The sequence below is a fragment of the Janthinobacterium sp. TPC_1 genome, assembly GCF_056037845.1.
This window is the reverse complement of record NZ_CP195157.1, coordinates 2,022,149-2,047,620: the sequence shown is the minus strand read 5'-3', so window position 1 is coordinate 2,047,620 and position 25,472 is coordinate 2,022,149. Positions and strand designations below refer to the sequence as shown.

General features: G+C 61.2%; 14 protein-coding genes and 10 pseudogenes. 4 read left to right on the top strand and 20 right to left on the bottom strand.

Going from position 1 to position 25,472, the window contains the following annotated elements; translation table 11 throughout:
- Window positions 1-84: 84 nt before the first annotated feature.
- From ACQVLG_RS10020 to ACQVLG_RS10000, 5 genes and pseudogenes are all read right to left on the bottom strand, one after another.
- Window positions 85-1,116, bottom strand: a complete 1,032-nt coding sequence (locus ACQVLG_RS10020; RefSeq protein WP_474294280.1) for a pilus assembly protein PilP — start codon at window positions 1,114-1,116, stop codon at window positions 85-87.
- 15 nt (window positions 1,117-1,131) lie between these two features.
- The gene (locus tag ACQVLG_RS10015; protein WP_474294278.1) at window positions 1,132-1,692 is read right to left on the bottom strand and encodes a PilN domain-containing protein; all 561 of its coding nucleotides are present in this window, start codon (window positions 1,690-1,692) and stop codon (window positions 1,132-1,134) included.
- Window positions 1,689-2,057, bottom strand: coding sequence for a pilus assembly protein PilM (gene pilM, locus ACQVLG_RS10010; protein ID WP_474294276.1), 369 nt, complete (start codon window positions 2,055-2,057; stop codon window positions 1,689-1,691). The genes ACQVLG_RS10015 and pilM overlap by 4 nt, the downstream gene beginning before the upstream one ends.
- A 31-nt stretch (window positions 2,058-2,088) precedes the next feature.
- Window positions 2,089-2,181, bottom strand: a pseudogene (locus ACQVLG_RS10005) (hypothetical protein); the annotation flags it as partial.
- The gene (locus ACQVLG_RS10000) at window positions 2,181-2,321 is read right to left on the bottom strand and encodes a hypothetical protein (RefSeq protein WP_474294274.1); all 141 of its coding nucleotides are present in this window, start codon (window positions 2,319-2,321) and stop codon (window positions 2,181-2,183) included. The gene ACQVLG_RS10000 and the pseudogene ACQVLG_RS10005, both read right to left, overlap by 1 nt.
- 302 nt (window positions 2,322-2,623) lie before the next feature.
- Between ACQVLG_RS10000 and ACQVLG_RS09995 the strand changes: the two genes are divergently transcribed.
- On the top strand, window positions 2,624-5,035 hold the full coding sequence (locus ACQVLG_RS09995; RefSeq protein WP_474294272.1) for a penicillin-binding protein 1A: 2,412 nt from the start codon (window positions 2,624-2,626) through the stop codon (window positions 5,033-5,035).
- A gap of 5 nt (window positions 5,036-5,040) precedes the next feature.
- Here the strand turns inward: ACQVLG_RS09995 and cyaY are convergent, their stop codons facing one another.
- A complete protein-coding gene (gene cyaY, locus ACQVLG_RS09990; RefSeq protein WP_092802037.1) occupies window positions 5,041-5,370 on the bottom strand; it encodes an iron donor protein CyaY in 330 nt (109 codons plus the stop codon).
- On the opposite strand from cyaY, the gene lptM reads away from it, so the two are divergent.
- The gene (gene lptM, locus ACQVLG_RS09985) at window positions 5,369-5,575 is read left to right on the top strand and encodes an LPS translocon maturation chaperone LptM (RefSeq protein WP_474294270.1); all 207 of its coding nucleotides are present in this window, start codon (window positions 5,369-5,371) and stop codon (window positions 5,573-5,575) included. The two genes, cyaY and lptM, sit on opposite strands and share 2 nt — an antisense overlap.
- A 13-nt stretch (window positions 5,576-5,588) precedes the next feature.
- On the opposite strand, the gene ACQVLG_RS09980 is transcribed toward lptM, so the two are convergent.
- The 5 genes and pseudogenes from ACQVLG_RS09980 to ACQVLG_RS09960 all read right to left on the bottom strand — a co-directional run bounded on the left by ACQVLG_RS09980 (window position 5,589) and on the right by ACQVLG_RS09960 (window position 11,477).
- A complete protein-coding gene (locus ACQVLG_RS09980; protein WP_474294268.1) occupies window positions 5,589-6,242 on the bottom strand; it encodes a protein-methionine-sulfoxide reductase heme-binding subunit MsrQ in 654 nt (217 codons plus the stop codon).
- Window positions 6,243-6,251: 9 nt separating this feature from the next.
- Window positions 6,252-7,230 (bottom strand): annotated as a pseudogene (msrP, locus tag ACQVLG_RS09975) (protein-methionine-sulfoxide reductase catalytic subunit MsrP).
- Between the two features lie 72 nt (window positions 7,231-7,302).
- Window positions 7,303-8,453, bottom strand: a pseudogene (ccsB, locus tag ACQVLG_RS09970) (c-type cytochrome biogenesis protein CcsB).
- 64 nt (window positions 8,454-8,517) lie between these two features.
- Window positions 8,518-10,622, bottom strand: a pseudogene (locus ACQVLG_RS09965) (cytochrome c biogenesis protein ResB).
- Window positions 10,623-10,807: 185 nt separating this feature from the next.
- Window positions 10,808-11,477: pseudogene (locus ACQVLG_RS09960) on the bottom strand (c-type cytochrome).
- 186 nt (window positions 11,478-11,663) lie between these two features.
- Here ACQVLG_RS09960 and yihA point away from each other — a divergent pair.
- A complete protein-coding gene (gene yihA, locus ACQVLG_RS09955; RefSeq protein ID WP_230541254.1) occupies window positions 11,664-12,401 on the top strand; it encodes a ribosome biogenesis GTP-binding protein YihA/YsxC in 738 nt (245 codons plus the stop codon).
- 69 nt (window positions 12,402-12,470) lie between these two features.
- Here the strand turns inward: yihA and ACQVLG_RS09950 are convergent, their stop codons facing one another.
- The 5 genes and pseudogenes from ACQVLG_RS09950 to ACQVLG_RS09930 form a co-directional block, all read right to left on the bottom strand.
- Window positions 12,471-13,289 carry a hypothetical protein gene (locus ACQVLG_RS09950; protein ID WP_474294265.1) on the bottom strand — a complete coding sequence of 273 codons (819 nt, stop codon included), beginning with the start codon at window positions 13,287-13,289 and terminating at the stop codon, window positions 12,471-12,473.
- Window positions 13,290-13,642: 353 nt separating this feature from the next.
- Window positions 13,643-16,753: an efflux RND transporter permease subunit gene (locus tag ACQVLG_RS09945; RefSeq protein ID WP_474295597.1), complete on the bottom strand. Its 3,111-nt coding sequence runs from the start codon at window positions 16,751-16,753 to the stop codon at window positions 13,643-13,645.
- A 69-nt stretch (window positions 16,754-16,822) separates the two neighbouring features.
- Window positions 16,823-17,926, bottom strand: a pseudogene (locus ACQVLG_RS09940) (efflux RND transporter periplasmic adaptor subunit); the annotation flags it as partial.
- Window positions 17,927-18,013: 87 nt separating this feature from the next.
- Window positions 18,014-19,372 carry an ATP-binding protein gene (locus ACQVLG_RS09935; RefSeq protein WP_230541250.1) on the bottom strand — a complete coding sequence of 453 codons (1,359 nt, stop codon included), beginning with the start codon at window positions 19,370-19,372 and terminating at the stop codon, window positions 18,014-18,016.
- A pseudogene (locus ACQVLG_RS09930) lies at window positions 19,369-20,099 on the bottom strand (response regulator). The gene ACQVLG_RS09935 and the pseudogene ACQVLG_RS09930 overlap by 4 nt, the downstream one beginning before the upstream one ends.
- A 186-nt stretch (window positions 20,100-20,285) precedes the next feature.
- On the opposite strand from ACQVLG_RS09930, the gene ACQVLG_RS09925 reads away from it, so the two are divergent.
- Window positions 20,286-20,819, top strand: a complete 534-nt coding sequence (locus ACQVLG_RS09925) for a Spy/CpxP family protein refolding chaperone (RefSeq protein WP_474294263.1) — start codon at window positions 20,286-20,288, stop codon at window positions 20,817-20,819.
- Window positions 20,820-20,890: 71 nt separating this feature from the next.
- Here the strand turns inward: ACQVLG_RS09925 and dsbD are convergent.
- The 4 genes and pseudogenes from dsbD to rpsD all read right to left on the bottom strand — a co-directional run bounded on the left by dsbD (window position 20,891) and on the right by rpsD (window position 25,245).
- Window positions 20,891-22,757 (bottom strand): annotated as a pseudogene (dsbD, locus tag ACQVLG_RS09920) (protein-disulfide reductase DsbD).
- A 245-nt stretch (window positions 22,758-23,002) separates the two neighbouring features.
- Window positions 23,003-23,395: a 50S ribosomal protein L17 gene (rplQ, locus tag ACQVLG_RS09915; protein WP_034753219.1), complete on the bottom strand. Its 393-nt coding sequence runs from the start codon at window positions 23,393-23,395 to the stop codon at window positions 23,003-23,005.
- A 138-nt stretch (window positions 23,396-23,533) separates the two neighbouring features.
- Window positions 23,534-24,510 (bottom strand): annotated as a pseudogene (locus tag ACQVLG_RS09910) (DNA-directed RNA polymerase subunit alpha).
- Between the two features lie 112 nt (window positions 24,511-24,622).
- Window positions 24,623-25,245 (bottom strand): annotated as a pseudogene (gene rpsD, locus ACQVLG_RS09905) (30S ribosomal protein S4).
- Between the last annotated feature and the right edge of the window lie 227 nt (window positions 25,246-25,472).

The following is a 25,472-nucleotide window of genomic DNA, read 5'->3' as shown; positions in this document are numbered from 1 at the left end:
GGGCCGACACGTGCACCACCGCCTCCTGGGCAAGGCCGCAGGCATGCAGACACAGCATGACGGCCAGGAGCATGCGGCGCGGCCTCATGGCGCCGCCTCGGGCAGGCTGGCTTTCGTCCCCGCCACCTGCAAGGCCAGGCTGCCGCGCCGCTCGCGCCACGGGCCATCCGCCTCGCGCAGCAATTCACGGTACTGCACCGCCTGTTCGCTGATCTCCGTCACCACACCGTGGTCTTGCCCCAGATACTGGCCCACCGCCACCCGGTACACGCGCTGGCCCGCCAGCAGCAGCGCGTTCAGGCGCCCGTCCTGCTGCACGCTGCCCACCATGCTGATGGCAGGCAAGGCCACGCTTTCCAGCGGTTCACGCACGCGGCGCGGGTCGGGCCCCGCCACGTTGCCCCGCTGACCCGGCGCGGGCGCTGGCGGCAATGCATTGAAGGGATCGGCCAGCGCGGCCGCCTCATAGGGATGCGGCGTGACAGCGGCAAGCGGGCGCCATGCCGCTACGGCTACAGGCGTGCCTGCCTTGGGCACCAAAGCCGCTTGCGCCGCCCGTTCTCCCGCTTCGGGCAAGCGATACGCGTGCAGCACGGCATCCAGGGTCAGCAAGCGATCCTTGCCGAGGTTCAAGGCCAGCTCATGCACCGTGACGATGCGCGGCAAGCGCGCCAGATCCGCCAGCAGCGCGCCCATGGCATGATAGCTGCCGCGCAACTGTATGGCGATCGGCAAGGCAACATACGGTGCTTGCGGCTGGGCCGCGCCGGGCTTGAACAGCGAAAATTGCAAGCCGCGCGACTGGCCTGCGGCATTGATATCCGTCAACAGCACCGCCATCGCCTGCTGGTCGGGCAATTGCTGTTCCAGGAGGGCAAGCTCGGCGCCGGCCTGGCGCTGCTGCGCGCGCCACTGCGGCAACTGCTTCGCCCTGGCCTGCGCCGACAAATAAGCGGCGTGCAGGCGGGCCTCCTCGCCTTGCCCCGCCTGCACGGCCGCCAACAGGCCATCGAGCCAAGCAAGGTGCAGCAGGGCCGCCACCAGCGAACCGGCCAGGGTGGCGCAAGCGAGGCGCGCGGGTAGCGGCCACAGCGACGCGGTCTTCAAGCTCAGCATGATCAACCTCCACGACTAAGATTGCCCGGCGGGTGCCAACGCCAGCCGTATCGTCCATTCCACGGCGCCATCTGCCGCGCCGCGCACTTCAAGCACTTCCGGCTGGGACCAGGGCGCGGCCTGCGCCAGCGCCAACAATAGTGCCGCGACCTTTTCCTGCGAAACGGCATGCCCTTGCAAGCGCACCATCGCCGTTTCCTGGCGCACACTGTGCAAGGCCACGCCAGCCGGCATCGCGCGCGCCAGCGCGTCCAGCATGCGGACCCAGGCATTGCGTTGCTCTTGCAAATTGGCGATGGCCTGCTGGCGCAGCAGCAGTGCCGCCGTCTCGCCCTGCACCCGCTTGCCGGCGGCAAGGACGACCTCGACTTGCTGCATGGCACTGCGCCAGCCCTCCTGGCGGCGCAGCTGCGCGTCGAGCTGGTGCTGTAGCCAAGCCCCTGCCGCCAGGGCCACTAGCAAGCCCAGCAACGCCCCACCCGCCAGTTGCCACAGCAGCAGCTGAATACGCCTGCGGCGTGCCGCCTGGCGATACGGCACAAGGTTGATGCACAGCACTTGCGTGCGGACTTTCATCGGGCGTACCGGTGCAAGGCCAGGCCCCAGGCCAACTGGTACGCCACGCCACCATCGGGCAAGGCTTGCCAGCCACCGTGCGCGAGCGCCGCCTGCAGGGCCAGCGCCTCGCTATCCATGACCACGGCCTGCAAACCCGCCGCCGTGGCCGCATCGAGACGGCGCTGCACGGTGGCGCGCCGCGCCGCCACCAGCAGCACGTCGACCTCCTTGCCTGTCGTGCCGGCCAGCGGCGGCGCGGGGCCGAGAGTGACAAAATCCAGGCTGGCATCTTCCAGCGCAAACGGCATGTATTGCGCCGCGTCCAGTTCCCACGAGGATTTCCAGCTGTTCCTCCGGCAATCCTGCGGGCAAGCGGATCGCATGCGTGATCAGGGCCGTGGCCGGCATGGCCAGCGCCACCCGCGTGCAGCCGCTGCCGCTGTCGCGGTGGGCCTGGCGCAGGGCATCGGCCAGGCCCGGCAGATCTTCGACACTGCCTTCAAGCATTATTCCAGCAGCCAGTGCGGCGCTGCCGCAATGCCGGCACGACAGTTTTCCCCGCCGCGCCGCAACTCGACCACGCGCACGGCATCGTCCGCGATGTCGACGCCCAGCAAGCCGGCGCCAAAAAAATTGCTGATAGACATGTTTTTCATAGAGAAACGTCAGCGTGGGAGGAGTTCCTGCCATTCGAAAGCCTAGTCCTGGCAGCGCTGGCTTGTAAATGGATTTCACGCCGGAGTCTGCGGTACGCGGCGCCTATCTGGCCCGGCCGTGATCTGGCGCAGAATAATTGTTACCAAATCCTGGTTGCCAGCGGGCCCATACACGCTTATATAGAGTATCGGCAAGTTTCGACACTGCCCCCGGGCAAGCGCCACGGCGCGCTGCCACCCCGGCAAGCTCGCTTATAATTGGCCGGCATAATTAACCGAAAGACATACGACGCATGACATCTTCAAACTCCGCTGGCTCCGCTGGCTCGAAGCCGCCCACCAAGGGCAGCAAACCCAAACGTTTTCTGCTGATGGCCCTGGTATCGCTGCTGGGCCTGGGCATCGTCGGCGTCTTGCTGGTGGTCTTTGGCTTGGCCATGGCCTATCCGAACCTGCCGGCGCTCGATACCTTGACCGATTACAAGCCCAAGATGCCGCTGCGCGTGTTCACGTCCGACAGTGTGCTGATCGGTGAATTCGGCGAGGAACGGCGCAACATGGTGCACATCAAGGATATTCCCGATGTCATGAAGAAAGCCGTGCTGGCCATCGAGGATGACCGCTTCTATGAGCATGGCGGCGTTGATTACCTCGGTATCACGCGCGCGGCCCTGCACAATCTGACGGGCGGCGCCAAGCAAGGCGCGTCGACCATCACGCAGCAGGTGGCGCGCAATTTCTTCCTGTCCAGCGAACAGACCCTGAAACGCAAGGCGTATGAAGTATTGCTGGCGTGGAAGATCGAGAAAAACCTCAGCAAGGACCAGATCCTCGAAGTGTATATGAACCAGATTTATCTGGGACAGCGCGCCTACGGCTTCGCGTCGGCCGCGCAAATCTATTTCGGCAAGAATATCCAGGACCTCACCGTGGCCGAAGCGGCCATGCTGGCTGGCTTGCCGAAGGCGCCATCGGCCTACAACCCCGTCGTCAATCCGAAGCGCGCGCGCATGCGCCAGCAATACATCCTGCAGCGCATGGCGCAGCTGGGCTACATCACGCCAGAGCAGTACACGGAAGCCAAGAATGAAGAGCTGAAAGTGAAAACCGATAGCAGCGCCTTCGGCGTGCACGCGGAATACGTGTCGGAAATGGCGCGTCAGCTTGTCTACGAGCAATTCAAGGAAGACACCTACACGCGCGGCCTGAACGTCTACACCACCATCACCAAGGCCGACCAGGACGCCGCCTACATCGCCTTGCGCAAGGGCGTGATGGATTACGAGAAACGCCACGGCTACCGCGGCCCGGAGGCATATATCGAGATTCCGAAAACCAAGGCCGAAGCCGATGACGCGATCGAGACGGAACTGGCCGACCACCCGGACAGCGATGACATCATCGCCGCCATGGTGCTGCAGGCGTCGCCCAAGTCCATCCAGGCCGTCACCTCGGCCGGCGAGGAAATCACCATTACCGGCCCCGGCCTGACCTTTGGCGCGGCCTGGCTGTCGGAAAAAGCGGCGCCGAACCGCCGCATCAAGCGCGGCGCCGTGATCCGCGTCATGCAGGAAGGCAACACCTGGGTCTTGACGCAGATGCCGGAAGTGCAATCGGCCTTCGTCTCGGCCAGCACCACCGACGGCGCCATCCGCGCCATGGTGGGCGGCTTCGATTACAACCGCAACAAGTTCAACCACGTCACGCAGGCGTGGCGCCAGCCCGGTTCGGCCTTCAAGCCCTTCATCTATTCCGCTTCGCTGGAACGGGGCCTGTCGCCGGCCACCATCATCAACGATGCGCCGATCTCGTTCGACGCGGGCCAGACGGGCGGCCAGGCGTGGGAACCGAAGAACTACGACAGCAAGTACGACGGTCCGATGACCATGCGCAAGGGTCTGATGAAATCGAAGAACATGATTTCCATCCGCATCCTGCACAAGATCGGCGCCAAGTATGGCCAGGAATACGCGACGCGCTTCGGCTTTGATGCGGACAAGAACCCGCCGTACCTGACCCTGGCCCTGGGCGCCGGCAACGTGACGCCACTGCAGATGGCGGGCGCGTATGCCGTGTTCGCCAACGGCGGCTACAAGATCAACCCGTATCTGATTGCCAAGGTGACCGACAGCGACGGCAATGTGTTGTCGCAAGCCAAGCCGGACCTGGCGGGCGAGGAAGCCAACCGCGTCATCGATGAGCGCAATGCCTTCATGATGAACAGCATGCTCAACGACGTCGTGCGCTTCGGTACGGCAAATAAAGCCATGGCATTGAAGCGCCCTGACCTGGCCGGCAAGACGGGCACGACCAACGATTCCATCGACGCCTGGTTCGCCGGCTACCAGGCCAAGCTGGTGGGCATCGCCTGGATCGGCTACGACCAGCCGCGCAACCTGGGTAACCGAGAAACGGGCGGCGGCCTGGCCTTGCCGATCTGGATCAACTATATGGCCAAGGCATTGAAGAGCATTCCCGTCGAGGAACGCGCCGTGCCGGAAGGCCTGATCCATGTTGGCGACGAGTATTACTATGCGGAAAATCCACCGGGCACGGGCGTAGGCAGCCTGGAAGGCGCGGCGCGCGGTACGCCGGAGGAAGAAAAAAAAAGCCAAGGAAGCCGTCAAGAACGAGTTGTTTTAAGATCGTTTGATGCAAAAAAGGGCAGCCTGAAGAGGCTGCCCTTTTTGATTGCGCGCGGCTAAAACAATTACTTCAATACCACCGGCGCACCCGCCTGCTCGCTGGCCATGCTGGACAAGGCCGCAAACAGTTCCGAACCGTCGCGCGTGTTGATCCATTCGTCGCCCACGCGTTTGTAATGAAAACCACCGGAACGGGCGGCCACCCACATTTCGCGCATGGGGGCCTGGCTGTTGACGATGATTTTCGTGCCGTTATCGATGAATTCGATCTCCAGCACATTGCCGCTGCGGCTGCATTCGACGTCGAGCACGTCTTCATCGTTCAGCCGGTCCAGCGCCGCCTCGATCTGGGTCAGGGTGGCTTCAGCCAGGGCCAGGAATTCCGATTCGCTCATGCTACACTCCAAAGATCTTAATCAAACCGTGATTCTAATCGTGAAGTCATCCTCAGCGTTTTATATCGGCACCGCCATTGTGGTTTCTAGCGTCCTGGCCGGCTGCGGCCAGCCCGGCCCCCTGTACCTGCCCAAGCCGCAGCGGCCAAGGGCGCACCGGCCAAAGGCCCCGTCGAACCTGCGCCCGTGCCGCCGCCACCGGTGATCGTGCCGGCGACCTAAACGGAGCGCACCGGGGTGGCGGCATTCGCCGCCCTGGCATTTTTGACGCGCTTGCTCCAGAAAAAATACACACGCATTAACAGCAATAGCGCGACGATACTGCCAAACAGGATCGGTTGCGCGAAATTGTGCTTGCCCGCCTTCATCCACCAGAAGTGCAAGATACCGAGCGGGGCGATGACATAGATCAACCGGTGCAGCCACTGCCAGCGCTTGCCCCCCAGGCGTTTCACCATGCCGTTCGTGCTCGTCACGGCCAGCGGAATCAGCAGCACGAAGGCAATAAAACCCACCGTGATGAATGGCCGCTTGAGCACATCCTTCCACATTTCCTGCACATCAAAAAAGTGATCGAACCATAAAAACGTGGTGAAGTGCAGCGCCGCGTAGAAAAACGCGAACAGGCCCAGCATGCGCCGCAGCTTGATCAGCCAATTCCATTGCGTGAAGCGGCGCAAGGGCGTCACCGCCAGGCTGATGCAGATAAAATACAGGGTCCAGTCGCCCGTGCCGCGCGTGATGAATTCCAGCGGCTCCACCAGTTGCCCCGTGTACGTGAGCCAGACCATGCGCGCAAACGGCAGCAGCGCCAGCAGAAAAACCAGGCTTTTGAGGAGCGACAATTGTCTCGGCGTGGGGTTGAGGGCCATGGTCTTTCCTTAAAAGAACTTCTTCAGATCCATGCCCGCATACAAGGAAGCAACATCGTTGTAGCCGTTGAACATCAGGGTCTTGCGCTTGCGCGCGAGAAAGCCGTCTTCGCCGATGCGCCGCTCGGACGCCTGCGACCAGCGCGGATGATCGACGTTCGGGTTCACGTTGGAATAAAAACCGTATTCGGACGGCGCCGACAGGTTCCAGGATGTGCGCGGCTGTTCCTTGACGAAACGGATCTTGACGATGGATTTGGCGGATTTAAAACCATATTTCCACGGCAAGACCATGCGCACGGGCGCGCCATTCTGGTTCGGCAAGGTTTCGCCATACATGCCCAGGGTCAACAGCGCCAGCGGATGGTTCGCTTCATCGATGCGCAAGCCTTCCGTATAGGGCCACTGCAACACGCGGCTGCCCACGCCCGGCATCTGCTTCTTGTCGGCCAGGGTGATGAATTCCACATACTTGGCATTGCCCGTCGGCTCGACCTTCTTGATGATTTCCGAGAAGGAATAACCAACCCACGGAATCACCATCGACCAGCCTTCCACGCAGCGCAGCCGGTACACGCGCTCTTCCAGCGGCGCCAGCTTCAACAGGGCGTCCAGATCGAGCGTCATGGGCTTCCTGACTTCACCTTCGATACTGACGGTCCACGGCCGCGTGCGCAGGGTGCCCGCGTTTTGCGCCGGGTCGCTCTTGTCCGTGCCGAATTCGTAGAAATTGTTGTAGCTGGTGGCGTCTTTATAGGCCGTCTGGCTTGTCCAGCGCCGAATAGGCAGGATTGAGCTTGGCAGCCAGCTTGGGATTGGTGCCTTGCGCGAACGCTTCGCGGCTGGCCATTTCCAGCAAGGCCGCGCTGGACACGGAGCCCAGGGCGATTTGCTTGATGAAGCTGCGGCGCGATTCAAACACGGCGCGCGGCGTGATTTCGGAAGAATACGGCAACTCAATGCCGTTGGGACTGCGCTTGATCAACATGGCGGCTCCGGGAAAAGGTGATGATTTGTACCTTACACCAGTTTTCCCGGGCCGTTCATGACGCTTCTGTCATTAAAGCTTGCCGTAAGAATGCAGGCCGGAGAGAAACATATTCACGCCCAGGAAGGCAAACGTCGTCACCAGCAAGCCCACCAGCGCCCACCACGAGGCGACGCGGCCGCGCAAGCCCGTCATCAGGCGCATGTGCAGCCAGGCTGCATAGTTGAGCCAGACGATCAGCGCCCACGTTTCTTTCGGGTCCCACGACCAGTAGCCGCCCATGCTTCGGCCGCCCACAGGGCGCCCAGGATGGTCGCTACTGTGAAGAAGGCGAAGCCGACGGAAATGGCCTTGTACATGACGTCGTCGAGCACTTCCAGCGACGGCAGGCGGTCGACCAGGTAGCCGCTCGATTTGAGCAGGTAGGCCGCCGCCACCATGGCCGACAGGGCGAAGGTGCCGTAGCCGATGAAGTTGGCGGGTACGTGGATCTTCATCCACCAGCTTTGCAGGGCCGGCACCAGCGGCTGGATTTCGGCCGCGTCGCGCGTGACCGTGTACCACATCAGGAACACGACGGCCGCCGAAATGACCAGCATGACGAAGGCGCCCAGCTGGCGCGTCGCGTAGTGCTGCTCGTAATACAGGTAGAACATGGCCGTGATCAAGGAAAACAGGATGAACACTTCATACAGGTTCGACACGGGAATGTGGCCCACGTCGGCGCCGATCAGGTAAGACTCGTACCAGCGCACCAGCATGCCCGTCAGGCCCAGCACCACGCCGGCCCAGCACAGCAGGGAGCCGACGGACGAGCCGAATTCCGAGCGCGCCACCAGGCCGATCCAGTAGAACAGGGTCGACAGCACGAACAGGGTGCCCATCCACAGGATGGCGGACTGGCTCGACAAGATGTATTTCAGGAAGAATTTCTGGTTCGCCATGTCCAGATGGCCCGCGTACAGTTCGATGGCGAACAGCGACAGCACGGCCGCCAGCGGGATCAGCCAGCGCACGGGCTTCCAGTACCAGCCCAGCCACGCGAACGTGGGCGCCGCGGCCAGCAGGATGGCTTTTTCGTAGATATCCATGAAGGCGCCAAAGCGCATCAGGCCGAACAGCGAGGCGGCCAGCAAGCCGGCGCCATACAGCCAATCGATCAGGCTCAGGCGCTTGAAAAATCCTGGTTCCTGCGTATATATTTGCTTGTTTGCCAATTCCATCATTTTCTCCATTCCCGGCGACGCGCAAGCGTCCCGAAACTCAGCCAATCCAACTCAGCGCAGCTTACGCCGATTGCGGCAGCTTTGCCTTCAAAGTCTCAAATTCTTTTTCAAAATCCAGGGTCTTGCGTTGCGTGCTCATGGCCATCAGGGCTTCGCTGCCGCCCTCGCCATCCTTGATCCACACCCACAGGCGGCGCTCGCGGATATAAAACATGGAAAATACGCCGATCACGAGGAACAGGCAACCGAGGTAGACCACGCTCTTGCCCGGCGAACGCGTCACTTGCAGCACGGACGCCTTGATCTCCGTAAACTCGTCGAGTTGCAGATACACGGGCGCGCCATAGAAGAAGCTGTCGGACAGCGCATTCGTGGCCAGCTGCAGGAAGCGGCCGTGCTTGTCATCGGCCTCGATGGCTTTCAAGCCATCCTGGGCGCGCGCCGCCTGCCACAAGTCCCACAGGCTGCCATTCAAGATTTTCATGAAGATATCGGCCGCTTTTTCTTGCTCGGCCGTCGGAACTTTCTCCAGGAAACGCGAAATGGCGAGGAAACCGCCCTCTTGTCCATTGCCGGCAAAGATACCCAGGCTTTTCGCCGCCGATTCCTGCAACTGGCCGCGCAAGGCTTCCGCGTTCGCCTGCGGCATGGCGCGCGCCGCATAGCGTGCGGCAGCCTGCTGGCGCAGCGCGGGATCTTGCAGCGCGGCACGCAAACGCATCCATTCGTTCACACTGTAATTGTCATCGGCGGGAATGCGCAGATAGCTGAACGGGTCGCTGGGGTTGACACGCATGCCGGCCAGAAACACCGTCGTGCCATCGACCGTGACGGGCTGCATGTAATTCTGGTACTCGCGCGCCTGGCCCGTCTTGTCGCGCAATTTGTATTGCACCGAGGGACCGACGTTCTTGAGATCCTTGTTATGCGCGTTCTTCGCGGCCGACCCGAGGCGTTTATCGAGGCCGACGGCGAATTTATCGTTGAAACTTTCCGCCTTGCTGACGGCGCGCGCATCCTGGCCCGCGCTGAGGTTTTCCACGTTAAACGGACGGAAACCCGACCATTCCACCGTGTAGGAATTGCCGTCGCTGCGCTCGAGCGGCGTGCTGCCGCCCACTTCGCCGCCGATATCGAAGCGTTTCGTCGTCTTGCCCGTCATGGGAAAACCAGTCAACTTGAGCTTGCTGCCGCCATCTTCAAAGCTGGACTGGTACAGGGCCAGGCCCTTGTACAGCAGCGGCTGGTTGACTTTGATGGTCGCGGGGAAACTTTCTCCCGTTGCATGGTCGGTGACGACCACATCGCTGGCGAACAGCTTGGGCATGCCCGTGCTATAGAAATCGATGTGGAATTTCTTCAGCAGGATGGTGATGGGCAGATCCTGGATCAGCACGCCATCGGCCTGGGGAATGATGGCCGTGTTGCTCGACGAGCCTTCCGGGATCATGGTATTGCCGCGGAAAGTAGGATTCGACAGGCTCAAACGGTGCTGGGCGGGAATATCGGCGATCACGCCGCTGCCGGAAAACGCCGGAAAACGGCGTCTTGCCAAAGAAATTGCTGTACGCGGATCGGCATTTCCGAATCGAGCAAGCCGCCCACGCAAATGATGACGATGGCGCCATGGGCAAAGATATAGCCCCATTTATTGGCGGCGCCCCGCTTGGCCGCCACCAGGGTGGCGTTGTCCTTCTCGACGACCTTGGCCCCGTAGCCGGCGTCTTTCAGGCGCATCACCATCTGCTGCGCCAGCACGGCGCGCGGCAGCGGCGCCTGCCATTCCAGCTTGTGGTGGAAATTGCGCAGCGATTGCTCGCGCACGGTTTCGCGCCAGCTGCGCATGTCCTTGAGCATCTTCGGCGCATTGCGCACGATGCACAGCGAGGTCGAGGCGACCAGAAAACCCATGATGACGAGGAACCACCAGGCCGAATACACGGAATACAGGCTCAGCTTGTCGAAGACGGCGAACCAGAACGGACCGAACTGGTTCACATAATTGGGCATGGGCTCGTTTTGCTTGAGCACGGTGCCGATGATGGAGGCGACGGCGATCAGGGTCAGCAGGCTGATGGCAAAGCGCATCGACGAGACCAGCTCGACGAATTCAGCCAGGCTGCGGCGTTGGGTCTTTAACTCGATTCCAGTCGTGCCAGTGCTCATACGTGGATACTCATACGGAATATGCAATCTTCAAGAAAATGTAGGCATGGAGCAGATAGTTTCTCCGCGCAAGGCGGCAGCATACTCCTGTTTGGCCCCTGCCATGAAAAAGGGCAGCCTGTGGAGACGGCCGCCCTTGTTCATGCGCGCTGCTGCGCCTGGCAATCGCTTGCCAATATGAAAACTTACTTCAGGCCGGCGATGTAATCGGCCACGGCGGCAATCTCGTCATCCGACATGCGGGCGGCGATGGTGTGCATTTGCGCGCTGTTCTTGCGGGCATCAGCCTTGGTGCTGCGGAACATGGTCAGCTGGGCCACCGTGTAATCCTGGTGCTGGCCGGCGATGCGCGGATACTGGACGGGAATGCCATTGCCCGTCGCGCCATGACATGGCGCAGGCGGCAACTTGCTTGGAAGCAATGCCACCACGGTAGATTTTCTTGCCCAGGTCGATCGTATCCTTGTTTTTCGCGGCACCCGGCTTGGACACCTGCGCGCCCAGGTAGGCGGCGATATTCTTCTTGTCGGCGTCGCTGAGCATCTTCGCGTACGTCGTCATGACGGGCTGGCTGCGCTCCGGCGTGGTGAAGTCGACCAGTTGCTTGTAGATATAGCTTTCGTGCTGGCCGGCCAGCTTCGGATTGACCGTGATGGTCGAATTGCCGGCCGCGCCATGGCAGGAGACGCAGGCAGGCAAGCCGCGCGCCGCATCGCCATCGGCGTACAGGGTAGCGCCCTTGGCGGCATCGGCCTTGACGGCCGGTTTCGGTGCTTCGACCGCGGAAGCAGTTGCCGATACAGCCAGCAAAGCGAGCAGCATGGATTTGATAAACGGTGAAAACGCACGATTCATTCAGGCACCCTGAGACAGTGAGAAATTAGTGGTGGACATTGCCGCGCCCTGTGGATTTTTGCTTTATTTTCAGGGCCGCAAGCCGCATCGCTGCTACGCCGGCAACAATAAACAACCCCTTATTGTACAATAGCTTCTTGGCGTTATCGCTCCCTTATCGCTCCCTTTTGTTGCTTTACTACTCCCATGTCAAAACTCTGGCAAGCCCGCTTCTTTACGACCGTCAACCAATTGCGTGACCTGCCCGATACCACGGTGCCGGAAATCGCCTTTGCCGGCCGCTCCAATGCCGGTAAATCGACCGCCATCAACATCTTGTGTAATCAGAAAGGCTTGGCGTTCGCCTCCAAGACACCTGGCCGTACCCAGCACATCAACTACTTCTCCATCGGCGGCGCCCACGTGGCGCAGCACCGCAAGGATGCCACCATCGTCGAAGAGATCGAATGCCTGCTGGTCGACTTGCCGGGCTACGGCTACGCGGAAGTATCGGGCTCGGCCAAATTGCACTGGCAGCGCCTGCTGGGCGACTACGTGCAGCGCCGCGAGCAATTGGCGGGCTTGATCCTGATCATGGATTCGCGCCGTCCCTTCACCGACCTGGACATCCAGATGCTGGAATGGTTCGCCCCGACGGGTAAACCAATTCACTGCATCCTGACGAAAGTCGATAAGCTGAACCGCAATGAATCGGTCAACGCGCTGCGCCAGGCGAAAGCCAAGCTCGACAGCTACGTGGATGAAGACGGCGTCGGCTTCCCGTTCACCGTGCAACTGTTCTCGGCCCTGAAAAGAGTCGGCATCGACGAAGCCAATGACAAGATCATGGAACTGGCCGGCATCAGCGAAGACGGCGCGGCCCAGATGGTCGACTTGATCGAGATGGAAGACGACGTCGAGCCGGAAGCGGACAAACCGGCTTGATCAAGATCAACGCTGCGTAAAAAAGGCTGCCCGTTCACACGGTGCAGCCTTTTTTATTGCGCTGGACGTTTAGCGCCGTCCCGGCCCTGGGCGCTTCTCGGAAAAGAATTCCTGGCGCAGGAAAGCCATCAGCTCAGCCGTGTCTTCCACGCGGGCGCTGAGGTTGACGTTGCGTCCCAGGCGGCGTGATTCCCACACGAAATCGCCGGGCTTTTCGGCACGGATCAGCTGGATCATCTTCTTCAGGATGGCCGTTTCGATATCGGGCTCATTGCCCAGCTCCACTTTTTCCTGCTTCAGCCAGTTGCGCTTGAAGTTGCCATTCCAGCCCTTGAACTTGACTTCCGCGCTGAACGAGGTCTGGTTGACGATAGAAAACACGCCGCCCGAATCCTCGCGGTCGCTGCCGGAATTGCGTCCCTGCGCGCCGGCGATATTCGCCTTGGCCACGCGCATGGCGCGGTCGTTTTCGCTTTCCTCGGCCGGCGGCGCGGGATTTTGCGCCTGACGCTGCTTGCGGCGCTGCTCGATCATCGCACTCATGTCTTCGGCGGGCGGCGGCGGCAACGGCACTTTCGACACCAGCGGCGGCGTAAATGTTTCCAGTTTTGGCTTGTCGCGCGGCACGTCTTTTGTGACCACGCGCTTGCTCGGCGCCGGCGGTGGTTTCACCTTGGCCACTTTCGTGTCCTTCGGTTTCGGCGTGGGCTTGGGTGTGGGCTTGGGCTGCGGCTTCGGTTGCGGCTTGTCCTTCAGGGGCGCAATGTAGACCATCGCGCTTTCCTTCTTCGGCGGCGGAATCTTTTCGATGGTGTCGCTGCGCAGCAGGACATACGCGGCCAGCAGCACGTGCAGCAAGACGGACACGCCGAGCGCCACCTTGCGCATGGTGCTGGTCCTGGACCCGTAGGCCGGTGGTGGCTGGATGACTTGCCCGCAGGTGGGGCAAACATCGGAATCGGCAGCCATCAAATGGGTCGTGTCATGCAAAATGAATCGTGCTTTCTGTGTAGCAACAAAAATAATCTTACAGGGCAGCCATAGTGCCAGAGTCCCTTGCTTTTGGGAACACTTCCCCGGCATTTCCAACCCGAAGCGTACAGGATAGCGGTATTCCTTGCAGCGCAAGCTAGGGTACCCGAGCCGTCTCTTGACGGTTGTTACCGTATGTATCACCGTCCATACAAGACCGGCGCCGCATTCACAGAGGAACGGGGCGCCGGTGGTGGCCGTGTGGCGGCTCAGGCCTTGTTGTCGAGCGCCACCAGTTGCTCATCCGTCAACGGTCCCGTGCCGCTGTACTTGTCGAGGAACAAATAGATGACGGGCGTGATGAACAAGGTAATGACTTGCGAGAAAAGCAAGCCACCGACCACGGCCAGGCCCAGCGGCTGGCGCAGCTCGGCACCGGCGCCCAGGCCCAGGGCAATCGGCAAGGCGCCCATCAAGGCCGCCGCCGTGGTCATCATGATGGGACGAAAACGCAGGATGCAAGCCTGGCGGATGGCCTCCGCCGGCGCCAGTCCGTCGTTGCGCTGCGCATGCAGGGCAAAGTCGATCATCATGATGGCGTTTTTCTTGACGATGCCGATCAGCATCAAAATGCCGATGATGGCGATCATGGTCAGGTCCATGCCGAACAGGCGCAGGGTCAATAGCGCCCCCACGGCCGCGGACGGCAAGCCGGCCAGGATGGTCAGCGGGTGGATGTAGCTTTCATACAGCACGCCGAGCAGCACATAGATCACGGCCAGCGCGGCAATGATGAGAATGATCTGGCTCGACTGCGAGCTCTGGAACACGGCAGCATCGCCGCCGTAGCGCGTGATGATGGAGGCCGGCAAGCTCATGTCCTTGGCCATCGCATCGATCCTTCCCGTGGCGATACCCAGCGGCACGTCCGGCGCCAGGTTGAAGGCGATGGTGACGGCTTGCAACTGCCCCTGGTGATTCACGGAGGTGGGGCCGATCGTGCGTTCCACATAGGCAATACTTGATAGTTTGACCAGCTCGCCCGTCTTGCTGCGCACGGAGACGCGCGTGAGCGCATCGTCATACTGGCGGTCCGCCGTGGCCGCTTCCAGGATCACATAATAGCTGGCGGCCGAGGAATAGATGGTCGACACTTGCCGCTCGCCAAAGGCGCTGTACAGGGCCGTGCGGATGTCGGACATTTGCACGCCCAGCAGATTGGCCTTGTCGCGGTCGATCCTGAGCGACGCCTGCAAGCCCTTGATTTGCGAATCGCTGGTGACGTCGCGGAAGGCCGGATCGGTGCGCATGCCGGCAATAAACTTTTCCGCCCAGTCATTCAGCGCGTCGGGGCTCACGCTTTGCAAGGTGTACTGGTAGCGGCTCTTGCTCTGGCGCCCGCCCAGCTGCAAGTTTTGCACGGGCCGGAAATACACGGCCATGCCGGGCACGGCGCTCGTGGCGCGGCGCAGGTTTTCCAGCACCACCGGCATTTTCGGCCGCTCGCTGCGCGGTTTCAAGACCATGAACATGCGCCCCGTGTTGCCGCCGCCGACGAACGAGGTCACATCCTGCACGCTGGGGTCCGCCATGAGCACGGCCGCCACGCGGGCTTGCAAATCCTGCAATGCCGCGGAGGAAATATCTTCCGACGCTTCCGTATTCACCTGGATCTGGCCCAGGTCTTCCTCGGGGAAGAAACCTTTGGGAATGGTCGCGTACAGCAGCACCGTCAGCGCAAAGGTGCACACGGCAACGAACAGCACCACGTTGCGGTGCGCCAGGGCCTTGTCGAGCAGATGCACATAGCCGTTGCGCAATTTCGTGAAACCGGCTTCGAAATGGCGGCCGATAAAGGTTTTCTCGCCATGGCTGGGGTCGCTGTCATTGTGCTCGCGCGAGTCGGCCGGCAGGAAGCGGCTGGCCAGCATCGGCACCAGGGTCAGCGACACGACGGCGGACACCAGCACGGCCAGCGAAACGACCACGGCGAACTCGTGGAACAGCAAACCGATCACGCCCGGCATGAAGAAGATGGGGATAAACACGGCCACCAGCGAGACGGAAATCGAGATGATGGTAAAGCCCATCTCTTTCGCCCCTTCCAGCGCCGCGCGTATCGGTTTCTTGCCCATCTCGATATGGCGCACGATGTTTTCCAGCACCACGATGGCATCGTCGACGACGAGGCCCACGGCCAGGGTAATGCCCAGCAGGGAAACGTTGTCGAGGCTGTAGCCGAGCCAGTACAGCAGGGCCAGGGCGCCGAGCAGGGAAATCGGCATGGTGACGGCCGGAATGAAGGTGGCGGCCGCGCGGTGCAGGAACAAAAAGATCACCAGCACCACCAGCACCACGGTCAGGGCCAGGGTCAAATTGACGTCGTGGATGGCTTCGCGGATCGACAGCGAGCGATCGTTAACCAGGCTGATCTGTATCGACTGCGGCAATTGCTCCTTGAAGCCCGGCAGCAAACGGCGCACGCCATCGACCACTTGCACGGTATTGGCGTCCGGCTGGCGCTGCACCATCAGACTGATCGAGCGCTCGCCATTGAAACTGCCGACGGCCTTGATCGATTGAAAGCTGTCTTCCACCTCGGCCACGTCTTTCAGGCGCACAGGCTGGCCATTGCGGCTGGCGACGATCAGTTCGGCAAAATCGGCCGCTTTCATCATTTGCGGATTGCCCTGGATGGTCAGGGTCTGGCTCGGACCGTCAAGAATGCCCAGCGGGGAATTCGTATTCGAGGTGCGCAAGGCAACAGCCAGTTCGTCCATCGTCAGGTTGCGCGCATTCATCAGGTCGGCACGGGCACGCACGCGCACGGCGAAGCGTTTCTGGCCATTGACGATGACCTGGGCGACGCCGGGCAAGGTCGACAGGCTCGGGGCGATCAGGTTTTCCGCATAATCATTGAGATCCGACAAGTTCAGCGAGGGCGACGTCATCTGGATGAACAGCACCGGCGCATCAGCCGGATTGACCTTGCGGTAAGACGGCAAATCCGTCATTTCCGTCGGCAACTGTCGCTGCGCGCGCAGCAGGGCCGCCTGCACATCGACGGCCGCCTCGTTGACATTGATGCTGGCGTCAAATTCCAGGGTCAGCGAGGTATTGCCCAGGGTACTCGTGGACGTGATCAGGCTGAGGCCGGAAATGGTGGAAAACTGTTTTTCCAGCGGCAAGGCCACCGACGAGGCCATGGTTTCCGGGCTGGCGCCAGCCAGGTCGGCGCTGACGTTGATGACGGGCGTGTTGTAGCTCGGCAAGGCCGCCACGGGAATTTGCAGGTAGGCCAGCACGCCGGCCAGGATGATGGAGAGGGACAGCAGCACCACCATGACGGGGCGGCGGATGCTCAGTTCGGACAGGTTCATGCTGGCTTGCCCTGCGCTGCGGCGGCGCCATCGGCGGCCTTGTGTTTTTTTTTCCGCCAGGCGCACCTTGCTGCCTGGGCGCAAGTTCTGCTTGCCATCGACGATGACTTTTTCATCGCCTGCCAGGCCGGTGACGACGGCGCTCGGTCCGAATGCATACACGCGGGCAATCTTGCGCATCCTGGCTGTGTTGTCCGCCTCCATCGAGTACACGAACGTGCCGGTGGTACTCGTGATGATGGCGTTTTGCGGAATGACGAGCGCATCCTTGAGGGTGCGCACGGTCAGCTGCGTATTCACGTACTGGCCAGGCCACAGGTCGGTGCCGCCATTGTTGAAACGGGCCTTGACCTTGATCACGCCCGTGGCGGGATCGACGGCATTGTCGATAAAGTTCAGTTTGCCATCGAGCTGCTTGCCGCCCGCGTCCGACAGCAGCGCCGTGACGGGCACCTCGCCCGCCTTCTGCGCCGCCAGCAAGCCCGACAGGCTGCTTTCCGGCAAGGTGAACGACACGTCGATGGGGTCGAGCTGGGTGATGCTGGTCAGCGAAGTAGCCGGCTGCACCAGGCTGCCCGGATACACATTGATGGCACCCACGCGGCCGCTCTGCGGCGCGCGCAGGACCGTGTAGCTGGAATCGACCTGGGCGGCACGCAAGGCAGCCTGGTCGGCGGCCAGCAAGGCGCGTGCCGCGTCGAGCTGGCTTTGCAGGGTATCCACGGCGCCCTGGGCGATAAAATTCTTGCTCAGCAAATCCTGGTTGCGCTTGAGCTGGCGTTCGAGGTCCTGCACCGAGGCGCGGTCGCGCAGCACCTGCGCTTGCGCCTTGTCAACATTCGCGTGCTCGCTGCGCGCATCGAGCGTGAACATCAGCTCGCCCTGCCTGACGAACTGCCCTTCGCGGATATGCACTTTGGTAATCGTGCTGGTCGTCTGCGGGTGCAGGTCGACACTGCTGATGGGCATGACGCTGCCATTGGCTTGCAGCACCATCGGCACATCCTGGCGCAGCGGCGCGACCACGCTCACCGTCGTCGGCGCCTGCCCGCCCTTGCCCCCTTTACCCTCCTGCCCACCGGTCGCTGCGCCGGACTGATGCTTGAAATACCAGATGCCGCCACCGATACACAGGGCCGCACCCACGAGGATTGCCAGACTAGTCTTTTTCATTGTTCTGTCACGCTGTCGCAGCGCAGGGCTGCAGGTTGAAGGTAGTTGCCAGGGAGCATAAAGCACAATATTGTCGCATGGAAATGATCACTTTCCAGCGTAATACTCTGGCACGATAAGGGTGACTTCCAGTCCACCGTCAGCATGATTGAGCAGTGAAACCGTGGCGCCATGCTGCTCGGCAATATTGCGCGCGATGGTCAGGCCCAGGCCCGTGCCGCCCGATTCGCGCGAGCGCGAAGTCTCGATGCGGTAAAACGGTTCGAATACCTTGGCCAGCTGATCGGGCGCAATGCCTGGCCCCCCGTCGCGGATGCGGATGCGCGCCGCGCCGGCAATGCGCTCGACGGTCACCTGCGCGTACAGGCCGTATTTGACGGCATTGTCGATCAAATTCACCAGGCAGCGCCGCATGGCGATCGGGCGCGCCATCAAGGCCATGCCTGCCTGTCCACTGAGGGTGACTTTCTGACCGGCATCGGCCGCGTCGGAGCAGACGCTATCGAGCAGGGAATCGAGATCGAGCGCCTGCATCGCTTCCGTGCTATCCATCGAGCGGGCCAGGTCCAGCCCTTCCTTGACCATGCTTTGCATGGCCGACAAGTCGCCCACCAGGCGGTCGTACAATTCCGTATCCGCCACTTTTTCCAGACGCAGGCGCAAGCGCGTCAGCGGCGTCTGCAAGTCATGCGTGATGGCAGCCAGCATCTGTGTACGCTGGGAAATATGCTGGCGGATGCGCGCCTGCATGGCATTGAAGGCGGCGCTGGCCTGGCGGATTTCGCTGGCGCCCGACAGGGTCAGCGGCGGATGGTTGATGTCGTTGCCCAGGTCTTTTGCCGCCTGCGCCAGCTGTTTCAGCGGGCGCATGGTCATGCGCGTGACCAGGTAGGCGAGGATGGCGATGCTAATCAAGAATGGCAGCAGGGTCATCCAGTCGTTGTGTTCATTGAACGGCGGCTGCTGGCGCGGCGGCAAGACCATCAGGCGCAGCACGTGACCGTCCTGCATGCGCACGTCGAGGTTTTCGCAGGTGCCGCCCCATGGCTTGGCGGAAAACATGCCCGGCGACTGGCGCGGCTTGACACAGGCTTCCGGGCGTTCGGCCAGCGCGCTGACCTTGAAACCCTCGCCCAGCTTGGCTTGCAGGGCGGTGGAAAATTCCGTCGGCGCACCGGGCGTATGTTCCTTCTCGGGACGCAGTTCCAGGCGCACGCTGCCTTTGTTGGCCACTTTCAGATAGGCGGCGCGCGAGGCCAGCGGCACCACGTCGGCCGCCATCACCAGTTGTTCTGCCCGCTCCACGGCGTGGTAGTCGCGGTATTGCTCGATGGCACGCTGGCGTTCGCCCACGGCCAGCCACTGCGTCAATGCGGCCGAAGCGACGATACCGATCAGCAAAAACATGAAGACGCGGCCCGTCATCGATCCCAGGAAGGCCTTCACGCGTGCGGCTCCACATTGACCTGGCCGGCCAGCACGTAGCCGCCGTTGCGCACGGTTTTGATGATTTGCGGCAAGCGGGCATCTTCACCGAGCTTTTGCCGCAGGCGGCTGATCTGGATATCGATCGAGCGGTCGAACGGGTCGGCGTCGCGCGCCCCTGCGTCAGGTTCAGCAACTGGTCGCGGTTCAGCACGCGGTTCGGGTGTTCCAGGAACACGCGCAGCAAACGGAACTCGGCGCCCGACAACATGATCACCAGGCCGCTGGGGTTGAGCAGGTGGCGTGCCGTGAGGTCCAGGGTCCAGCCGGAAAAACGGATTTGCTGCGCCTTGTCAGAAGGCACGTTCGACGGCATGGCGTGGCTGCGGCGCAGCACGCTGCGTATGCGCGCCAGCAATTCACGCGGCTCGAACGGTTTCGGCAAGTAATCGTCGGCGCCCATTTCCAGGCCCAGGATACGGTCCAGCGGCTCATTGCGCGCCGTCAACATGATCACCGGCACGGTCGATTGGGCGCGCAGCTTGCGGCACAGGGTCAGCCCATCGTCGCCAGGCAGGTTCAAGTCGAGCACGATCAGGTCGGGCCGCGTTTCATCGAGGATTTTCCACATGGCCGTGCCATCTGCCGCGCCCAGGGTGCGGTAGGCGTTCGTTTCCAGGTAGTCCGCCAGCAAGCTGCGGATATCGCGGTCATCGTCGACGATGAGAATTGTAGAAGTGGGTTCCATAATACGAATTATCCCCACTTCCCCCGCCCTTGCACAACGCATTTGTATCGTCTTGTATATAGGAGACCCGAAGAAACATATAGATACAAACTGTCTGGCAGCGGACACTTCGGGGAAACATGGGGCGTCCAACATGGATTCATGTGCTGCAACATGCACATCCCTCACTTTTACAAAGGAATCCAGATGAACGCCTCAATGACAACCTTGCGCAAGAATTTGATCATCGCCATGAGCGTACTCGGCATGGGTGCGGCATCGCTGACCGTCCACGCCCAGGAAGCGGCCGCCAGCGCGCCTGCCGCCAGCACCAAGATGCAACATGAAGGCCAGCGCGGCCAGCACCGCGCAGGCAACCCGGCCGAGCGCATGGCCAAGTACCAGGCGCGCCTGCATGACAAGCTGAAGCTGACGGCCGCGCAGGAACCGGCCTGGGCCACGTTCACGGCCGCCAACGCGCCGAAAAAGCCGATGGGCGACTGGAGGGCCAAGCGCGAAGCGATGGCCAAGCTGTCGGCACCGGAACGCATGGAGCAATGGATCGCCATGTCGAAGGAACGCATCGCGGCCCAGGAAAGCCGCCTGGCCTCGCTGAAAACCTTCTACGCCGTGCTGACGCCGGAACAAAAGAAAGTGTTTGACGATAGCGTGCCTGGCGGCAAGCACGGTGGCATGCGCGGTAGCCACCACGGCATGCAGCAGCATCCGAAAGCCGGCTAAGTTGTAGCTGGCGCAGAAACAGAAAAAGCCTGCATTGCAGGCTTTTTCTTATCGATCAGACAAGTAAACGCTTACTGTCCGTCGAGCTTGCGCAAGGAAGTCAGGAACGTCGATGCATTCTGGAAGCCGATCACGCGCGACTGGGCGATTTCCTGCCCCTGCGGATTGAACATGATGATGCCCGGCGGGCCAAACAGCTGGAAACGTTTCAGCATGGCTTTGTCGTCCGCATCATTGGCCGTCACGTCCACTTGCAGCAGCACGGCTTGCCCCATCTTCTCGCGCACGGCGGGATCGACGAAGGTCAGTTTTTCCATCTCGATGCACGACACGCACCAGTCCGCATAAAAGTCCAGCAAGGCCGGCTTGCCACCCAGCTGCGCCAGCGCCGCATCGAGCTGCGCCACGGTCTTTACGCGCGTAAACGGTTGCGCGTGGACCTGGCCGCCACCGAGGTGGGCCAGCGGCGCCAGCGGGTCGCGGCCGCCGCTGGCCACGCCCACCAGCTGCATCGCGCCCAGCACGGCAAACACGAGGCCGAAGGCCTTGGCCACCCAGGCGTGTTGCGCGCCGCTCTTGCCCACCAGCAAATACATGCCATAGCCGACGAGCAGGACCGTCCAGCCCAGCATTTGCACGGCGCCCGGCAGCACGGGCGAGACCAGCCACCAGGCCACGCCCAGCTGCAGCACGCCAAAAGAAGCGTTTGACGGCATCCATCCACGCGCCGGCACGGGGCAGCAAGGTGCCGGCGGAGACGCCCACCAGCAGCAGCGGCACGCTCATGCCCACCGCCATGGCAAACAGCGCGCCGCCGCCAATGACGACGTCGCGCGTCTGGCTGATGTACAGCAAGGCGCCAGCCAGCGGCGCGGCCACGCAGGGTCCCACGATCAGGGCGGAAATGGCACCCATGACGAACACGCCCGCCAGGCGGCCCGACGATTGCTGGTTCGACACGGACGTCAATTTTCCTTGCAGGAAAGCCGGCACTTGCAGTTCATAAAAACCGAACATCGACAGCGCCAGGCCCGCCATCAGCAGGGCAAAGAAGCCCAGCACCCACGGATTTTGCAGCTGGGCCGCCAGGCCTTCGCCCGCCAGACCGGCCGCCACGCCCAGCGCCGTATAGACGATGGCCATGCCCAGCGCGTAGGTCAGCGACAGCAGCAAGCCGCGCGAGCGGCTGACCTTGGCGCCATCGCCGATGATGATCGACGACAAAATCGGCACCATCGGCAGCACGCACGGTGTAAACGCCAGCCCCAGGCCCAACAACATGAACAGCGGCACGATGACGAGAAGCTTGCCGCCCTTCAAGGCCGCCTCGATCTTGCCCATCTCGCTTTGCGCGGGCGCGGGACTTGCCGCCACGGGCGCCGCCGCGGCCGGCTCGGGCGTGCTGGTGATCTCCGCCTGGGGGATGCTCAGCACGGACACGCCGGGCGAGGCCTGCGCCTGCGGACCGTTGATCGCCGCCGTGTCGACTGCGGGCGCGGCCGGCAAGGCGAACTTCGACGGCAGGCCCGTGCCGGGCGCCATGCTCTGGCCGCCGCCACCGCCCACCAGCTTGGCTGTCGCATCCTGCGGCGCATAGCACAGGCCCTTGTCGGAGCAGCCCTGTCCCGTCGCCTTCAAGGTGAACGCGCCGGCCGCTTCCACGGGAATGGTGATGGTCAGGGTCTTGCGGAAAGTTTCCACATTCTTCTGGAAGGTGTCGTCGAACTTGACCTTGCCAGCCGGATACACGGGCGTGCCTAACTTGGCGCCCACGGCCTCGAACTTGAAGCGCTCGTGGTACATATAGTAGCCATCGGCGATCACATAGGTGACGGCGATGGTGGACGGGTCCTGCATGCGGGCGGAAAATTTGAAGGCCAGCTCGGGATCGAGGAATTCATCGTCGGCGCGGGCGTGACTGGCGCCGAAGACGGCCATGGCCAGCAGCAAACAGGTGGCAAACCAGATCAGCAGTTGATGCAGGGGAGCGGCGCGCGCGGAGGCGCTGGAGGGGAAACGGGACATGAACTACCTTTTCGACCATTCGACGGAGGACGCGCGGAGCAGGCAGCGCATGTGCCGGGCCGGCGCGAAAGAAGAATAGTACACCGCAGCAAGGATAGCTGCAGCAGAAAACAAAAAAGCCAGGCTAGGCCTGGCTTTCTTAGATGCAATTACTGGGATTACTCGCCAGCAACTTCAACTGCTTCGGTCGTATCTGGACGATCCATCAGTTCAACGAACGCCATAGGAGCGTTATCGCCGACGCGGAAACCCATTTTCAGGATACGCACATAACCACCGTTACGGTTGGCAAAACGTGGGCCCAGTTCAGCGAACAGCTTGACGACCATTTCGCGGTCGCGCAGGCGGTTGAAGGCCAGACGCTTGTTTGCCAGGGAGTCGGTTTTGCCCAGGGTCAGAATTGGCTCAACAACGCGGCGCAGTTCTTTTGCTTTTGGCAGGGTGGTCTTGATCGCTTCGTGACGCAGCAGCGATACTGTCATGTTGCGCAGCATTGCCAGACGGTGGGACGAGGTACGATTCAGTTTACGGAGGCCGTGACCGTGACGCATGATAAATCCTTTCGGTGAGTGTTTAAATCCAGTTCTTCGATCGGCTGGGCGGGAAACCCCGACTAGCCGCGGACCGGTTTGGTACTACAAAATAAAAGCCTGGGACACCTGTCCCAGGCAGTTTGCTACAACTACGAATTACTTTTCCAGGCCGGCAGGCGGCCAGTTTTCCAGCTTCATGCCCAAGGTCAAGCCGCGCGATGCCAGCACTTCCTTGATTTCGTTCAGGGACTTGCGGCCCAGGTTTGGCGTTTTCAGCAGTTCGTTTTCCGAACGTTGGATCAGGTCGCCGATGTAGTAGATGTTTTCCGCTTTCAGGCAGTTCGCCGAACGCACGGTCAACTCCAGGTCGTCGACCGGACGCAACAGGATAGGATCGACCAGCGGAGCGCGCGATGGCGCTTCGGCGGCGGCTTCCGTGCCTTCCAGGGCAGCGAACACGTTCAACTGGTCCACCAGGACGCGGGCCGACTGGCGGATCGCTTCTTCCGGCGAGATCACGCCGTTGGTTTCGATGTTGATGATCAGCTTGTCCAGGTCGGTACGCTGTTCAACGCGGGCCGATTCAACGAAGTACGATACACGGCGCACTGGCGAGAACGATGCATCGAGAATGATGCGGCCGATGTCTTGTTCGTGTCTTCCGACAGGCGACGCACGTTACCAGGAACGTAGCCGCGGCCTTTTTCAACCTTGATCTGCATGTCCAGCTTGCCACCAGCGGTCAGGTGGGCGATCACGTGGTCAGGGTTGATCAGTTCGACGTCATGCGGCAGGTCGATGTCGGAGGCCAGGATCGCGCCTTCGCCTTCTTTTTTCAGGGTCAGGGTTACCGAATCGCGGTTGTGGACTTTGAAAACCACACCCTTCAAGTTCAGCAACAGATCGACGACGTCTTCTTGCACGCCATCGAGGGAAGAATATTCGTGGACGACGCCAGCGATCGTCACTTCGGTCGGCGCGTAGCCCACCATCGACGACAGCAGAACGCGGCGCAACGCGTTACCCAATGTGTGGCCATAGCCGCGCTCGAACGGTTCCATCACGACCTTGGCGTGACCTGCACCGAGAGCTTCAACATCGATAATACGTGGCTTCAACAAACTGTTTTGCATGAAATGTCCTTTTCAAATACCCTCGGCTCATTACACCGATAAGGCTGATGGCATTAGTGAAACGCCCACTTTACAAAAGCAAAGTGGGCGGAGATCTTGCTACTGACTACTATTAACGCGAGTACAGCTCGACGATCAGCGATTCGTTGACGTCGTTAGCGATTTCGTTACGCTCTGGCAGGGACTTGAAGGTACCTTCCATTTTCTTGGCATCAACCGAAACCCAGCTAGGCATGCCAACTTGTTCGGCCAGCGACAGTGCTTCAACGATACGCACTTGCTTTTTCGATTTTTCACGAACAGCGATGATGTCGCCAACTTTGACCGAATACGAAGCGATGTTCACAACGATACCGTTCACGGTGAACGCTTTGTGGCTGACCAATTGACGCGCTTCAGCGCGGGTCGAGCCAAAGCCCATGCGGTAGCAAACGTTGTCCAGACGCGTTTCCAGCAACTTCAACAGCGTTTCGCCGGTGTTGCCTTTACGACGGTCTGCTTCAGCGAAGTACGGCGGAATTGACGTTCCAGCACGCCGTACATGCGCTTGACTTTTTGCTTTTCGCGCAGTTGGTTACCGTAGTCCGAGGTGCGGGCGCCGGATTTGACACCGTGCTGGCCTGGCTTGACGTCCAGTTTGCACTTGCTGTCCAGCGAGCGACGTGCGCTCTTCAGGAACAGGTCTGTACCTTCACGGCGGGAAAGTTTTGCTTTAGGTCCGATATAACGTGCCACGATACTTCCTTTTTTTAAATGATAACGCCCCAGCCACATGCATGATCAAACACACTGATGCGGTTAGGCGCTAGTCTGATTTGGTTTCAATCAGACGGTGGCTGAAAACGAAAAACCCGTCAAACAGGATTTGACAGGCAAGAACAGCCGGGCAGTATAACCGTTTCCGGCTCCCTGCTCCAGCGTTTTCACACAACTGTACTGAGTTACAACAGACAGCAAAGCAG